Annotated in this window: 11 protein-coding genes; 7 read left to right on the forward strand and 4 right to left on the reverse strand. The window is 63.8% G+C overall.

Annotation, left to right across the window (positions count from 1 at the left end; translation table 11 throughout):
- Window positions 1-2: 2 nt before the first annotated feature.
- On the reverse strand, window positions 3-887 hold the full coding sequence (locus ACR0BA_RS18265) for a LysR substrate-binding domain-containing protein (protein WP_480729324.1): 885 nt from the start codon (window positions 885-887) through the stop codon (window positions 3-5).
- 114 nt (window positions 888-1,001) lie between these two features.
- Here ACR0BA_RS18265 and ACR0BA_RS18270 point away from each other — a divergent pair, with 114 nt between their 5' ends.
- Complete coding sequence (locus tag ACR0BA_RS18270) at window positions 1,002-1,757, forward strand: class II aldolase and adducin N-terminal domain-containing protein (RefSeq protein WP_170360988.1); 756 nt, start codon at window positions 1,002-1,004, stop codon at window positions 1,755-1,757.
- Window positions 1,758-1,768: 11 nt separating this feature from the next.
- Window positions 1,769-2,758, forward strand: a complete 990-nt coding sequence (locus ACR0BA_RS18275) for a sterol desaturase family protein (protein ID WP_480729326.1) — start codon at window positions 1,769-1,771, stop codon at window positions 2,756-2,758.
- Here the strand turns inward: ACR0BA_RS18275 and ACR0BA_RS18280 are convergent.
- Window positions 2,755-3,702 (reverse strand): GlxA family transcriptional regulator, encoded by a 948-nt coding sequence (locus ACR0BA_RS18280; RefSeq protein ID WP_480729328.1) that lies wholly within the window; start codon window positions 3,700-3,702, stop codon window positions 2,755-2,757. The genes ACR0BA_RS18275 and ACR0BA_RS18280 overlap by 4 nt on opposite strands.
- A gap of 78 nt (window positions 3,703-3,780) precedes the next feature.
- On the opposite strand from ACR0BA_RS18280, the gene ACR0BA_RS18285 reads away from it, so the two are divergent.
- From ACR0BA_RS18285 to ACR0BA_RS18295, 3 genes are read left to right on the forward strand one after another with little or no spacing between them, the layout of a single operon-like run.
- Window positions 3,781-4,941 (forward strand): acyl-CoA dehydrogenase family protein, encoded by a 1,161-nt coding sequence (locus tag ACR0BA_RS18285; RefSeq protein WP_170456899.1) that lies wholly within the window; start codon window positions 3,781-3,783, stop codon window positions 4,939-4,941.
- 2 nt (window positions 4,942-4,943) lie between these two features.
- On the forward strand, window positions 4,944-7,001 hold the full coding sequence (locus ACR0BA_RS18290) for an acetate--CoA ligase family protein (protein WP_480729329.1): 2,058 nt from the start codon (window positions 4,944-4,946) through the stop codon (window positions 6,999-7,001).
- Window positions 7,002-7,003: 2 nt separating this feature from the next.
- Complete coding sequence (locus ACR0BA_RS18295; RefSeq protein WP_437342537.1) at window positions 7,004-7,783, forward strand: carnitinyl-CoA dehydratase; 780 nt, start codon at window positions 7,004-7,006, stop codon at window positions 7,781-7,783.
- 6 nt (window positions 7,784-7,789) lie between these two features.
- Here ACR0BA_RS18295 and ACR0BA_RS18300 read toward each other — a convergent pair whose 3' ends face one another.
- Complete coding sequence (locus tag ACR0BA_RS18300; protein WP_480729331.1) at window positions 7,790-8,470, reverse strand: class I SAM-dependent DNA methyltransferase; 681 nt, start codon at window positions 8,468-8,470, stop codon at window positions 7,790-7,792.
- A 42-nt stretch (window positions 8,471-8,512) separates the two neighbouring features.
- Here ACR0BA_RS18300 and ACR0BA_RS18305 point away from each other — a divergent pair, with 42 nt between their 5' ends.
- Complete coding sequence (locus tag ACR0BA_RS18305) at window positions 8,513-9,373, forward strand: SDR family oxidoreductase (protein ID WP_480729332.1); 861 nt, start codon at window positions 8,513-8,515, stop codon at window positions 9,371-9,373.
- On the opposite strand, the gene ACR0BA_RS18310 is transcribed toward ACR0BA_RS18305, so the two are convergent.
- Window positions 9,374-10,993 carry a GMC family oxidoreductase gene (locus ACR0BA_RS18310; protein WP_480729334.1) on the reverse strand — a complete coding sequence of 540 codons (1,620 nt, stop codon included), beginning with the start codon at window positions 10,991-10,993 and terminating at the stop codon, window positions 9,374-9,376. It abuts the gene before it with no gap.
- A 304-nt stretch (window positions 10,994-11,297) separates the two neighbouring features.
- Here ACR0BA_RS18310 and katG point away from each other — a divergent pair, with 304 nt between their 5' ends.
- On the forward strand, window positions 11,298-13,505 hold the full coding sequence (gene katG / locus ACR0BA_RS18315; RefSeq protein WP_480729336.1) for a catalase/peroxidase HPI: 2,208 nt from the start codon (window positions 11,298-11,300) through the stop codon (window positions 13,503-13,505).
- Window positions 13,506-13,892: the final 387 nt, after the last annotated feature.

Here is a 13,892-nt window from a genome sequence, read left to right on the forward strand (position 1 = left end):
AGTCAGGCGCGGTGTTGCTCGGCCGCGATTTCCGCCCTGATCCACTCGGCAAAGGCCACGGCACCCGGGGTCTCCTCGGCCTGGGGCGACAGCAGCAGGTAATAGGCTTCGGGCATCGGCGCGCGATGTTCAAAGGGTGCGACCAGGCGGCCTTTGTCCAGCAGGCGCTTTGCGATGGTGTCATGGGCCAGGCACAGCCCGCCGCCGGCCATCGCGACGGACAGGCCGACCATATAGGTCGTGGCATAGGTAATCGGCGAATTTTCCCAGTTTAGACCCTGATCTTCGGCCCAGCTGGCCCAGTTCGACAGCAGGTTTGAGCAATCATACAGCGGTTGCTGCTGAAGGGTTTCCAGCGTGACCGGATAGTCGGGGGCACAGACGGGGTAGTAGTGATCGCTGCGCAAAAGCTCGGTGCGGACCGTGTCGGCCGGGCGCAGGGAATAGCGGATCTCGACCGCCGCGCCTTCGGCCATCTCGCGCGGCTCCCACAACTCGGTGAAGATGTTCAGGTGGACATCGGGGTGCAGCGCACGGAACGCGGGCAGGCGGGGGGCCAGCCAGTTCACCGAAAAGGTGATGTTGCACTGCACCTGTACGGTATTTTCCTGCTGCCCGGTTACGGCCTGGGTGCCGCGCACCAGCGTCCGGAACGCTTCGCGTACCACGGGCAGATAGGTGATTCCGGCCTCGGTCAGTTCCAATGCGCGGGGGCGCCGGTGAAACAGGGGCTGGCCCAGATAGCCCTCGAGCGATTTGATCTGCTGGCTGACGGCGCTTTGCGTCATGTTCAGATCGCGCGCCGCGCCGGTGAACGACAGGTGTCGGGCGGCGGCCTCGAAGGTGCGCAGCCAGCCAAGCGGGGGAAGGGGAGTCCGGGGTTTCATAATCCAATCATAAGTTCAGCTAATGCCAAAACGCCAATTTTTTCGTTGGTCAATTGCGCCCCGGCCCGGCACGGTTTTCACCAGCCACCTGTCCAAGCCGAATGGAGCCCCCGGATGAGCGTCACCAATCTGAAGCCGAATATCGACCATTGGCAGGAGCGCGTGGACATGGCCGCCGCCTTCCGCTGGACCGAGCGGTCGAACATGCACGAAGCGGTCGCCAATCACTTCAGCCTTGCCGTGAACGAGGATGGCACGCAGTTCCTGATGAACCCGAACCAGATGCATTTCGCGCGCATCCGCGCCTCGGACCTTCTGCTGCTGGATGCCAACGATCCCGACACGATGAACAAGCCCGGAGCACCGGACCCGACCGCATGGGGTCTGCATGGATCGATTCACCGGAGATGCCCGCATGCGCGTTGCGTGATGCATGTGCATTCGATTTTTGCCACCGTCCTGGCCTCCTTGGCCGACAGCAACCTGCCGCCGATCGACCAGAACACCGCAACCTTTTTCAACCGCTATGTCATTGATGACGAATTCGGCGGTTTGGCCTTTGAAAGCGAGGGTGAGCGTTGCGCGACAATGCTGCAAGACCCGAAAAAGAAGGTCATGATCATGGGCAACCACGGTGTGCTGGTGATTGGCAACAATGCAGCAGATGCCTTTAACAGACTCTATTATTTCGAGCGCGCCGCCGAGACCTATGTACGCGCCCTTCAGACGGGCCGGCCGTTGCGTGTGCTTTCGGACGAGATCGCCGAAAAGACCGCGCAGGAGCTGGATGACTACCCGGGGCAGGCCGAGGCGCATCTGCGCGAAATAAAGGCCGTTCTGGATGCGGAAGGCTCGGACTACGCCACCTAGAGGGTTTTGTCATGACCGATGCCCCGCATGATCCCGAAGCCGCCCGCTGGCACTATCGGCCGTCTGACCCTGTTGCGTTGAACCCTTTGTTCAGTTGGCCACCGCGCCCGATCGCCGTTTTGAAATGGTATTCCGGGGCGTGGCTGCCGATCACAGCGCTGACCCTGTGCATGGGGCTGGCCGTGATTGCTTATGTGCTGTTCCTGCCGCCGCTCGAGGCGATGCAAAGCTTTGCGCCCGGCTGGATGTTCCGCGTCTGGCTGCTGAACATGGTGCCTCAGATCCTTGTTGCGGGTGGGCTGCATTGGTGGCTCTACATGCGCAAGGGGCAGGGTATGTACAAAAAGTTCGATCGCCGCGACCTGACCCGCGACAACGGAACCTTCACCTTCCGCAATCAGGTCTGGGACAACATCTGGTGGACCCTGGGCAGCGCCATGACGGTGGCGACCGTCTATCAATGGGGTATCTACTGGGCGATGGCCAACGGGTATGCGCCAACGGTCACTTGGGCCAGCGCGCCGGTCTGGTGCGTGGTCTGGATGCTGTTCATTCCGATGTGGTCGGGTCTGCATTTCTATTGGGTGCACCGGCTGGAGCATCACCCGAAACTGTACAAGCATGTGCACGCCGTTCATCACCGCAACGTCAATGTTGGGCCGTGGTCGGGCATCTCGAACCACTGGTACGAGAATCTGCTGTATTTCACGACCTATTTCATCCACCTGATCGTGCCCTCAAACCCGTTGCATCTGCTGTTTCATGTCTATTTCCAGCAGATCAGCCCGGTCCTGTCCCATTCGGGGTTCGAAAAGCTGAAAGCAGGGGACACGGATGCCGCGCGGGCAGGCGATTTCTTTCACCAGCTGCACCACCGGTATTTCGAGTGCAACTACGGCACGTCCGAGATCCCGTTCGACAAGTGGTTCGGCACCTACCACGACGGGTCGGCCGAGGCGACGACGCGGACGCGGGCCTACAAGAAACATATGTATACCTAGCGGGCCCGGCTGCGCAGGGCTCGTGGACTGAGACCGAACTCGGCCCGAAAGGCGCGGGTCAGTGCGCTGGGGTCCTCATAGCCCGCGCGCAGAGCGATTTCGGAGATACTCAGGTCGGTTTCTGCGGCCAGCTTGCGCGCAAGGTTCAGCCGCATCCGACGATAGACCTTGGCCGGCCCGGCCCCCAGGTCCGCCCGCATCCGGGACTCCAGTGCTTTTTGCGACCGTCCCACGCGCCGGGCGATCTCGGGGATCGGCAGAGGGGTCTCGAGATTTTCCTGCATCAGTGCCAGCGCCTTGTTGACATGCGAATTGGCCGAGCCTGCGCCGCCGGAATGTGACCGGGCGGAGTCGCGCGTCATGAACAGCTGCGCGACTTCCAGTGCCAGCGCCTGACCGTGATCCTGCCCGATCAGGTGCATCACCAGATCAAAGGCGGCCATGGCGCCCGAGCAGGTGATGCGGTCACCGTCGATGACATAGCGCTCGCGGCAGGTCTCGACTTCGGGGAATCGCTCGGTGAACGCGGTCAGTTCCTCCCAATGGATCGTGGCGCGGTGGCCGTTCAGCAATCCGGCCTGGGCCAGCAACCAACTGCCGGTGTCCAGCCCGGCGAGGGTGCGAAAGCGCCGCGTCGCCGCACGCAACCCCGCCTGGGTGCGCCAACCACCATGTGCTTGAAACCCGTAGGAGGGCATCACCAGCAGCATATCCCCATCCGCATCCGTAAGCGCCGCATGGGGTGCCACCTGCAACCCTGAGGACGACGTGACCGGCCTCGGATCCAGTGACAGGAATTGCCAGTCATACAGTCGCTGCCCCGACAACGTGTTGGCCGCGCGCAGCGGCTCGACCGTGTTGGCCAGGCAATGGTTCGAGAACCCGTCGAACAGAAGTACCCCGAATCGCTGCAGTGCGGCGGGTGATTTGGTCCATTTCTGCATGATTGAAGTCTAGTTCTGCACTATTGCGACCTCAAGCCACGTCAGGATTGTCGCACGCCCAGAAACCGGAGACCCGCGATGCAATATGGCCTGACCGACGAGCAGGAGATGATCGTCTCGACCGTCCGCAGCTTTGTGGAGAAAGAAATCTATCCCCACGAAGAGCTGGTCGAGCGCACCGGAGAGGTGCCGAAAGAGATCGCCGACGAGATCAAGCGCAAGACGATCGAGCTGGGCTTCTATGCCTGCAACTTTCCCGAAAGCGTGGGCTGCGCCGGGCTGAACCACCTGGAATTCGCGCTGGTCGAGCGCGAACTGGGCCGTGGGTCGATGGCACTGAACCATTTCTTCGGGCGGCCGCAGAACATCCTGATGGCCTGTCAGGGGGATCAGATCGAACGCTATCTGATGCCCGCCGTGCGCGGCGAGAAAATGGACGCGCTGGCGATGACAGAACCGGGCGCGGGTTCGGACGTGCGGGGCATGAAATGCTCGGCCGTGCGTGACGGCGGCGATTGGGTGGTGAACGGCACCAAGCATTTCATCTCGGGCGCGGAACATGCCGATTTCATCATCGTCTTCATCGCCACGGGCGAGGATCAGACGCCGAAAGGTCCCAAGAAGCGCATCACCGCCTTTCTGGTCGATCGCGGCACGCCGGGCTTCACCATCCGCGACGGCTACAAATCGGTCAGTCATCGCGGTTACAAGAACATGGTGCTGGATTTCGACGACTGCCGCCTGCCCGACGCGCAGGTGCTGGGCGAGGTCGATGGCGGGTTCGAGGTGATGAACACCTGGCTGTATGCCACTCGCATCACCGTGGCGGCCATGTGCGTGGGCCGCGCCCGCCGGGCCTTCGACTATGCGCTGGACTATGCCGCCACCCGCGAACAGTTTGGCCAGAAGATCGGCAAGTTTCAGGGCGTCAGCTTTCAGATCGCCGACATGATCACCGAGATCGACGCCGCCGACCTGCTGACCCTGGCCGCCGCCGACCGGCTGGACAAGGGCCTGCCCGCCAACCGCGAGATCGCCTCGGCCAAGCTCTATGCCTCGGAAATGCTGGCGCGGGTGACCGATGCGGCGATCCAGGTGCATGGCGGGATGGGTCTGATGGATGACTATCCGCTGGAACGGTTCTGGCGGGATGCGCGGGTGGAACGGATCTGGGACGGCACCAGCGAGATCCAGCGCCACATCATCAGCCGCGACCTGCTGCGCGCGTTGGGGGCGTGAACATGACGCCGGGCCTCAGCGGCGCGGCGGGTGCGCTCGCGCCGGGAAAGCTCGCCGCGCTGAGGCGGATGCTGGGGTTCCGCTCGCTGGCGGTGATTGGCGGGGGCGCATGGTGCGCCGAGGTCATCCGCCAGGTGCGAAAACTAGGGTTCACCGGCCCTGTCTGGCCGGTGCATCCCAAGGCCGACGAGGTGGCGGGCGAGCGCGTCTTTGCCAGGGTCGAAGACCTGCCCCAAGCGCCCGACGCGGCCTTTGTCGGCATCAATCGCCGCGCCACCATCGAGGCGGTCGAGGTTCTGTCCCGCATCGGCGCGGGCGGGGCGGTGTGTTTCGCCTCGGGCTTTACCGAAGCGCTGGCCGAGGACGCCGACGGGGCCGATCTGCAGGCGCAACTGGTCGCTGCGGCGGGGGACATGCCGATCCTCGGTCCCAACTGTTACGGCTTCGTCAACGGGTTGGACCGGGTGGCGATCTGGCCCGACCAGCACGGGATGCGCCCGGTGGAAAGGGGCGTCGCGATTCTGACGCAAAGCTCGAACATTGCCATCAACATGACCATGCAGCGCCGGGCGCTGCCGCTGGCCTTCATGCTGACCTGCGGGAATCAAGCGCAAACCCATCAGGCCGAAATCGCCATGGCGCTGCTGGAGGATGACCGGATCACCGCCATCGGCCTGCATGTCGAGGGCTTCGGCGACCTACGCAAATGGGAAGCGCTGGCGGCCAAGGCGCGTGACCGGGGCGTACCGATCGTGGCCCTCAAGGTGGGGCGGTCAGCACAGGCGCAGGCGGCGACCATTTCGCACACTGCGTCGCTGGCGGGGGGTGATGCCGGGGCGCAGGCGTTTCTGGACCGGCTGGGAATCGCGCGGCTGGGGGACGTGCCCGAGTTTCTGGAAACACTGAAACTGTTGCATGTCACCGGGCCGCTGGACGGGACAGGAGTGGCGACGATCAGCTGTTCCGGTGGCGAGGCCAGCCTGGTCGCCGACATGGCCGAAGGAACCGGCCTGCACTTTCCGCCGCTCACCGTAGATCAGGTTTCGGGCCTGCGCGCGGCGCTGGGGCCGATGGTGGCGCTGGCCAATCCACTGGACTACCACACCTATATCTGGCGCGACGCTGACGCGATGGCACGGGCGTGGTCGGCGATGACGGGGCCGCATGTGGCGATGACGATCTCGATCGTTGACTACCCTCACACCGATGCCGCCGATTGGGACTGCGCCACCCGTGCGGCGTTGACCTGCGCGCGCGAAACCGGTCGCCCCTTTGCCGTGGCCGCGACCTTGCCGGAACTGATGCCCGAGGACGTGGCCGAGCGGTTGATGGCGGGCGGTGTTGTGCCTTTTGCCGGGCTGCGTGAGGCGCTGGCGGCGACACGCGCTGCAGCACGCCCGCATCCCGAACCGCAGGAGCCGGTTTTGCTGCCCGCCGCCAATGCGGCCACAACCGCTCTGACCGAGGCCCAGGCCAAGGCCGAACTGGCCGCTTGCGGCGTGCCGGTTCCCCGCTCGGTCGTCGCGCGGGCGGATCGGGCGAAAATGGCGGTGGACGGTCTGAGCGGACCCTTTGCGGTGAAAGGCGTTGGCCTGGCGCACAAATCCGAACATGGCGCGGTGCGGCTGGGCGTTTCTGGACAAGATCTGCCCGAGGTCGCGAGATCAATCGGCACCGATGAGGTTCTGATCGAGGAAATGGCCCCGGCCGGGATTGTCGAGCTATTGATCGGCGTCACCCGCGACCCGGCGCATGGCTATGTGCTGACCCTTGGGGCGGGCGGGGTTCTGACCGAGATCCTGCGCGACTCGACCTCGATCCTGATCCCGTCCACGCCGTCTGCGGTCCGCGACGCGCTGGGCAAGCTGGCCTGTGCGCCCGTGTTGAGCGGATATCGGGGCAAGCCCGGCGTGGATATCGATGCGGTCGTGCGGGTGGCCATGGCGGTGCAGAACTACGTCATTGCCAACGCGGCGGTCGTGGACGAAGTTGAAATCAACCCTCTCATCTGCGCGGCCGACAGTGTGGTCGCCGTTGATGCCCTGATCCGAAAGGCATGACCATGAACCCGATCAAAACCTACCGCGATGGTGCAATCCTTCAGGTCACGTTGGACCGGCCCAAGGCGAACGCGATCGACTTGGCGACCAGCCGGGTGATGGGCGAGGTCTTCCGCGACTTTCGCGATGACCCCGACCTGCGGGTGGCGATCCTGACGGGGGGCGGCGAGAAGTTCTTCTGCCCAGGCTGGGACCTGAAGGCCGCAGCCGAAGGCGATGCGGTGGACGGCGATTACGGCGTCGGCGGTTTCGGTGGCCTGCAGGAGTTGCGCGACATGAACAAGCCGGTGATTGCCGCCGTGAACGGGATTGCCTGCGGCGGCGGGCTGGAGCTGGCCCTGAGCGCCGACATGATTCTGGCCGCCGATCACGCCACTTTTGCCCTGCCGGAAATCCGCTCGGGCACGGTGGCGGACGCGGCCAGCGTCAAGCTTCCCAAGCGCATCCCCTATCACATTGCGATGGAACTGCTGCTGACCGGCCGCTGGTTCGACGCCGAAGAGGCGCATCGCTGGGGGCTAGTCAACGAGATCGTCCCGGCTGACCAGTTGATGGACCGGGCATGGGAGCTGGCGCGCCTGCTGGCCAGCGGCCCGCCGCTGGTCTATGCCGCGATTAAGGAGATCGTTCGCGAGGCCGAAGATTCCAAGTTCCAGGACATCATGAACCGCATCACCAAGCGTCAGCTGCGCACGGTCGATGTGCTCTATGGCTCCGAGGACAATCTGGAAGGCGCCCGCGCCTTTGCCGAGAAACGTGACCCGGTCTGGAAGGGCCGCTGAGTCGGATCAGGATTTCTCGAACAGGGCGATCAGCGCGGTGTCGTCCTTGTTGGGGCCGGCGGCCAGATCGCCATAGATGCGGACCGGGGTCAGGGTCAGATGTTCGATCCGGCCCTCGGCCTGCAGATTGTCGAAGGCGGTTGCGAATCCCAGCGCCTCGAAGTGTTTGGCGTTGATCGACAGGGCGAATTGCGCCCCGGGCCGGGCCACCCGCAGCAGGGCGGGCAGCACCTCGGGGCCAAGATGGCCGTGGGTGAAGGTGCCCGACGACACGATGCCCGAATAGCTTTCGCGCGGAACCGGGATGCCCTCGTTCAGGTCGGCCTCGATCGCGTCGCGGTAGATGTCCTTGCGCATCGCCTTGTCCAGCATCTCGGCGCTGATGTCGGTGGCATCGATCGGCCCCACGCCCAGATCGGCCAGAACCGCGCCGCACAGGCCGGTTCCCGCGCCCACATCCAGCACCGGACCCTGTCCCCCTGCGCCGACAAAAGCGCGGGCGGTGTGAATATGCAGCTGGTAATCCTCGCGCGCGGCGAATCCGCGATCGTAATCTCCGGCCCATTCGGCATAGAGCCGTTTGTTGTCTGCCGGAGTTTTCAGCGCATAGGCCGCGTGCAGGCTGGGTTTGTCATCACTCATGACACCATGAAGGCGCAGGCGGGGATTCGAATCAAGTGCGGCCATCCGGCGCTTGCATCCCGCCCGCGGCGCGATCATCAAGGGACCATGACTGGAACGCTTTTTTCATTCGGGCACGGCTATACCGCCCGCGCCCTGTCGCGCCGGCTGGCCCCCAAGGGTTGGCGCATCGTCGGAACCACCCGCGATGCCGCCGAGAAGGACGCCATCCGCGCCGCCGGGGCCGAACCGCTGGTCTGGCCGGGCGAGGCCCCCGATCTGGACGGGGTCACGCATCTGCTGATCTCGACCGCGCCCACGGCCAAGGGAGATCCGGTTCTGGCCGCCCTGCGGGATGAGATTGCCGCGCGCGCCGGTCAGTTCGACTGGGTCGGGTACCTGTCGACCACCGCCGTCTATGGCGACCACCAGGGGGACTGGGTCGATGAAACCACGCCGGCGACACCCACGGCCGAGCGCGGGCGCTGGCGGTTGCGGGCCGAGCAGGACTGGGCCGCGATCCCCGGCCTGCCGCTGCACATTTTTCGCCTTGCGGGCATCTACGGGCCGGGCCGGGGGCCGTTTTCCAAGCTGAAAAAAGGCGGTCTGCGGCGGATCATCAAGCCGGGGCAGGTGTTTTCGCGCATTCATGTCGAGGACATCGCACAGGTGCTCGAGGCGTCGATGCGCCGTCTCGATCCGGGCGCGATCTACAATGTCTGCGATGACGAACCGGTGCCGCCGCAGGACGTGATCGGCTATGCCGCGCAGCTTCAGGGCCTGCCGCTGCCGCCTGCGGTGGATTTCGACACGGCCGACCTGACGCCGATGGCCCGCAGTTTCTACAACGAGAACAAGCGCGTTCGGAACGACCGGATCAAGACCGATCTGGGCGTGACGTTGAAATACCCCAACTACCGCGTGGGCCTTGAGGCGCTGCACGCGGATCAGGCGTTGAAGGGCAGTTGATCAGACCACATCCGCCAGGATCATGTCGGCGGCCTTTTCCGCGATCATGATCGTGGGCGCGTTGGTGTTGCCCGAGACCAGCGTCGGCATGACCGAAGCATCGACCACCCGCAGCCCATGCAACCCACGCACGCGCAGCTGCGGATCGACCACCGCCATGTCATCCACCCCCATCTTGCAGGTGCCCACGGGGTGATAGATCGTATCGGCCCGCGCGCGGATGTGGCCTTCCCAATCCGTGTCGGTCCGGGCGGTGTCGGTGCCGAACATTTCCTTGTGGCGGTATTTGGCGAGGGCCGGAGCCTCGAGGATTTCGCGCGTCATCCGCGCGCCCTTGATCATCGTGTCCAGATCGCGCGGGTCGGACAGATAGGCCGGGTCGATCGCCGGGGCGGCAAAGGGGTCGGCGCTGTGCAGCGAAACGGTGCCGCGGCTTTCGGGGCGCAGTTTGCAGATATGGCAGCTGAACCCGTAGCCCAGGTGCAGTTTGCGCGCGTGGTCGTCCACCAGCGCGATGGTGAAATGCAGCTGGATGTCGGGGCGGTCCAGATCGGGAGAGGTCTTCAGAAAGGCTGCGCCTTCCGCAAAGGGGGTGGCAGCCATCGACACTCCGGTCTTGCGCCAGCGCATAAGGTGTTTGATCAGCCCCACCGTACCGGCGGCGCCGATGCCGAAATTGTCGGTGTCCTTTGTCTTGTAGGCCAGGATGAAATCCAGGTGATCCTGCAGGTTCTTGCCCACGCCCGGCAGCGCGTGGCGGACGGCGATTCCATGCGGGCTCAGGTCCTCGGGGTCGCCGATGCCCGACAGCTGCAGCAGTTGCGGCGATTTCAGCGCGCCCGAGCAGACCAGAACCTCGCGCGTGGCGGTGACGGTGAGATCGGCGCCTTTGCCGCCCTGGCGATAAATCACGCCCGTGGCGCGGTGGCCGTCAAAGGTGATCTCGCGCGCCTGCGCCCCGGTGATGACCGTCAGGTTGGGCCGGTCCATGACTGGAAACAGATAGGCTGCGGCGGCCGAGCACCGCTCGCCGTTTTTGGCGGGGTCATGGAACTGGGTGACCTGGTACAGCCCCGCGCCTTCGTTGTCGCCACGATTGAAATCGTCGGTCACCTTGTGTTGCAACTGGGCGGCGGCCTCGACGAAGGCGCGCGTGATCGGGCGTTCTTCTTTCTGGTCGGACACCTGAAGCGGGCCGTCGGCGCCATGCAGGTCATCCGCGCCGCGTTCGTTGTTCTCGGACCGTTTGAAATAGGGCCGAACGCTGTCCCAGTCCCAGCCCTCGCAGCCCAGATCGGCCCAGCCGTCATAATCCTGCCGCTGCCCGCGCACATAGAGCATTGCGTTGATCGCGCTTGACCCGCCCAGGGCCCGGCCACGCGGCTGATAGCCCGTTCGCCCGTTCAACCCCGGTTGCGGCACCGTTTCAAAGGCCCAGTTGTTGATCTTGGGTCGCCCCGGCAGCATGGCAACCACAGCGGCAGGCATCCGCACCAGAATGCTGTTCCCGCCCCCGCCCGCCTCGAGCAGGCAGACCCGCGTGCCCGGATTGGCGCTCAGACGGTTGGCCAGCACGCATCCCGCGGACCCTCCGCCGACGATGACGTAGTCGAATTGCATGGCGATCCTCCCTTGTTGCCCGCGCGGTGTCGCGCGTCACGGCCCGCAGTCTGAAGCACCGGCGGCAAAACGCAATCGGGGCGGCGGGGAACGCCGCGTCATGTGAATGGGGATCGGTTTGAAAGATCATGGCAGAGCCATAATCAATAGCTATCAAATCAATCCGAAAACAAAATTTTTTCTCATGGCTGGGATTTGCTATGACTCGGTGTATTCAAGCGGACTGCGGTCCGCCCCTTTTTCACGTGCCATACGCACGGTTGCCTCGCAAACAGACAGACACCAGCCAGGATCGGAGATTGAGATGGACGGAAGCGACAACCCCAACACGGGCAAATGCCCCATCATGCACGGCGCCGGAACCCGATCGAACCGGGACTGGTGGCCCAACCAGCTGAACCTGGCGATCCTGCACCAGCACCAGCCGGCCGGGAATCCGCTGGGGGCCGATTTCAACTATGCCGACGCGTTCAAGAAGATCGACTATGACGCGTTGAAACAGGACTTGTATGACCTGATGACGGATTCGCAGGATTGGTGGCCGGCGGATTACGGCCATTATGGCGGTCTGTTCATCCGCATGGCCTGGCACAGCGCCGGCACCTACCGGACGGCTGACGGGCGGGGCGGCGCCTCGACCGGGAACCAGCGGTTCGCGCCGCTCAACAGCTGGCCGGACAACGGCAACCTCGACAAGGCCCGTCGTCTGCTGTGGCCGATCAAGCAGAAATACGGCAACCAGATTTCGTGGGCCGACCTGATGATCCTGGCCGGCAACTGCGCCATTGAATCAATGGGCGGCAAGACCTTCGGCTTTGCCGGCGGCCGGGAAGATATCTGGGCGCCCGAGGAGGACATCTATTGGGGTGCCGAGACCGAATGGCTGGCCCCGACCGAAAACCCGCACAGCCGCTACTCGGGCGAGCGCGATCTGGAAGATCCGCTGGCCGCCGTGCAGATGGGCCTGATCTATGTGAACCCCGAAGGCCCGGACGGAGAGCCGGACGTGCTGGCCTCGGGCCGTGACATTCGCGACACCTTTGCCCGGATGGCAATGAACGATGAAGAGACCGTCGCACTGGTTGCCGGTGGCCACACATTCGGCAAGGCGCATGGTGCCGGGGACCCGGCGCTGGTCGGCCCCGAACCCGAGGCCGCGCCGATCGAAGAGATGGGCTTTGGCTGGATCAACAAATTCGGCACAGGCAAGGGTGACGATACCACGACCAGCGGAATCGAGGGCGCCTGGACCGCGAACCCGATCAAGTGGGACAATGGCTATTTCGACCTTCTGTTCGGTTATGACTGGAACCTGACCAAAAGCCCTGCCGGAGCGTGGATCTGGGAGCCGGTCGGCGTCAAGGAAGAGGACATGGCACCAGCTGCGCATGATCCGTCGAAAAAGGTCAAGACGATGATGACCACCGCCGACATGGCGATGCGCATGGATCCGATCTATGGGCCGATCTCGAAGCGGTTCCACGAAAACCCCGACGAGTTCGCCGACGCCTTCTCTCACGCTTGGTTCAAGCTGACCCATCGCGATATGGGGCCAAAGGCGCGCTACATCGGTCCCGAGGCGCCAGCAGAAGAGCTCATCTGGCAGGACAACGTGCCGGCGGTGGACCATGATCTGATCGATGCCGCGGACGTGGCCGACCTGAAAGCCCGGCTGCTGGATTGTGGCCTGTCGGTGTCGGAACTGGTCGCGACGGCATGGGCCTCAGCTTCGACCTTCCGCGGCTCGGACAAGCGCGGTGGCGCCAACGGCGCCCGCATCCGGCTAGCGCCCCAGAAAGACTGGGACGTCAACGAGCCCGAGAAACTGTCCAAGGCGCTGGATGCTCTGGCGGCGGTACAAGCCGAGTTCAATGCCGCGCAGTCCGGCAACAAGAAGGTCTCACTTGCGGATGTAATCGTGCTGGGCGGCGTTGCGGCGATCGAAAAAGCCGCCAAGGCTGCCGGGCATGACATCGATGTTCCCTTTGTGCCCGGCCGTACGGATGCCACACAGGACCAGACCGATGCCGAGTCCTTCGCCCCGCTTGAACCAATCGCGGATGGGTTCCGGAATTACCAGCGCAAGGAGTACAGCGTGTCTCCTGAAGAGTTGCTGGTGGACAAGGCGCAATTGTTGACCCTGTCGGCACCCGAGATGACCGTCCTGGTCGGCGGTATGCGCGTTCTCGGTGCGAATTTCGGTGGTACGGCGCATGGCGTCCTGACAGACCGGGTCGGGGTTCTGAGCAATGACTTCTTTGTCAATCTGCTGGACATGGGCACCGAATGGAAGCCGGCGGCAGACGCCAAAGGAGTGTATGAAGGCCGGGATCGGGCTTCGGGTGAGGTGAAGTGGACCGGAACCCGGGTGGACCTGGTATTCGGTTCCAACTCACAACTCCGGGCTCTGGCCGAGGTTTACGGCCAGAAAGATGCCGACGCCAAATTCGTTGGTGACTTTGTGTCGGCGTGGACCAAGGTGATGAACGCGGACCGCTTCGACCTGACTTGAGGGCGGAACAGCTCACATGATCAACGCCGCCACGGGAAACCGTGGCGGCGTTTGTCGTGTCCGAGTCCTGGTCTTGCCAAGACGCGCGGCCACGATTCCACCCACACCGCGTAGAGGGACCCTGAAAAATGAACGGCGCATACCGCAAAAATGGGGAAAATCGTGGGAATTGTTAAGCTAACCTATTGTTTTTATTAACACAGGAATGATTCCGCCGAGAATTGCGAAGTTTTTTCAAAATGGGGGTTGCAGGTCCCGGGCCTAATCCGTAAATACCCCTTCACCGGCGCTGCTGAGGCGGTGTTGGGTGGTCTTGGAGAAGGCCTGACGGACTGGAAAGACGGTTGAGACGCCTGGGAGAGACCGGGGGCATCTTGAGTTGGGGTT

It is taken from the genome of Ruegeria sp. CI5 (genome assembly GCF_056536885.1).

Excerpts from the sequence above, each read along its gene's own strand:
- ACR0BA_RS18265 (WP_480729324.1), bottom strand. The coding sequence starts at position 887 with ATGAAACCCCGGACTCCCCTTCCCCCGCTTGGCTGGCTGCGCACCTTC.
- ACR0BA_RS18270 (WP_170360988.1), top strand. The coding sequence starts at position 1,002 with ATGAGCGTCACCAATCTGAAGCCGAATATCGACCATTGGCAGGAGCGC.
- ACR0BA_RS18275 (WP_480729326.1), top strand. The coding sequence starts at position 1,769 with ATGACCGATGCCCCGCATGATCCCGAAGCCGCCCGCTGGCACTATCGG.
- ACR0BA_RS18280 (WP_480729328.1), bottom strand. The coding sequence starts at position 3,702 with ATGCAGAAATGGACCAAATCACCCGCCGCACTGCAGCGATTCGGGGTA.
- ACR0BA_RS18285 (WP_170456899.1), top strand. The coding sequence starts at position 3,781 with ATGCAATATGGCCTGACCGACGAGCAGGAGATGATCGTCTCGACCGTC.
- ACR0BA_RS18290 (WP_480729329.1), top strand. The coding sequence starts at position 4,944 with ATGACGCCGGGCCTCAGCGGCGCGGCGGGTGCGCTCGCGCCGGGAAAG.
- ACR0BA_RS18295 (WP_437342537.1), top strand. The coding sequence starts at position 7,004 with ATGAACCCGATCAAAACCTACCGCGATGGTGCAATCCTTCAGGTCACG.
- ACR0BA_RS18300 (WP_480729331.1), bottom strand. The coding sequence starts at position 8,470 with ATGGCCGCACTTGATTCGAATCCCCGCCTGCGCCTTCATGGTGTCATG.
- ACR0BA_RS18305 (WP_480729332.1), top strand. The coding sequence starts at position 8,513 with ATGACTGGAACGCTTTTTTCATTCGGGCACGGCTATACCGCCCGCGCC.
- ACR0BA_RS18310 (WP_480729334.1), bottom strand. The coding sequence starts at position 10,993 with ATGCAATTCGACTACGTCATCGTCGGCGGAGGGTCCGCGGGATGCGTG.
- katG (WP_480729336.1), top strand. The coding sequence starts at position 11,298 with ATGGACGGAAGCGACAACCCCAACACGGGCAAATGCCCCATCATGCAC.